Annotated in this window: 2 pseudogenes; both read left to right on the top strand. The window is 59.4% G+C overall.

Features of this window, described 5'->3' with window-relative positions:
- Positions 1-183 (top strand): annotated as a pseudogene (locus tag R7Q09_RS27770) (transposase); the annotation flags it as partial.
- 64 nt (positions 184-247) lie between these two features.
- A pseudogene (locus R7Q09_RS27775) lies at positions 248-545 on the top strand (IS6-like element IS26 family transposase); the annotation flags it as partial.

The following is a 545-nucleotide window of genomic DNA, read 5'->3' on the forward strand; positions in this document are numbered from 1 at the left end:
GGTTCGGTGCACAACGGCCTGCTCCAACCGCCGGCCGCGCGCTGGGCCGAGGCCGTGGCGCGTGTCGGCGTACCGGCCGTCGTCACACGCGCTACTTCGTTCCTGGTCGATTTTCTGCCGATCCTCCGGCGCACGCTGACCCGCACCGGCTTTGTCATCGACCACATCCACTACTACGCCGATGGGCACTGTTGCAAATAGTCGGTGGTGATAAACTTATCATCCCCTTTTGCTGATGGAGCTGCACATGAACCCATTCAAAGGCCGGCATTTTCAGCGTGACATCATTCTGTGGGCCGTACGCTGGTACTGCAAATACGGCATCAGTTACCGTGAGCTGCAGGAGATGCTGGCTGAACGCGGAGCGAATGTCGATCACTCCACGATTTACCGCTGGGTTCAGCGTTATGCGCCTGAAATGGAAAAACGGCTGCGCTGGTACTGGCGTAACCCTTCCGATCTTTGCCCGTGGCACATGGATGAAACCTACGTGAAGGTCAATGGCCGCTGGGCGTATCTGTACCGGGCCGTCGACAGCCGGGGCC

Source organism: Vibrio sp. 2130-1 (assembly GCF_033339515.1).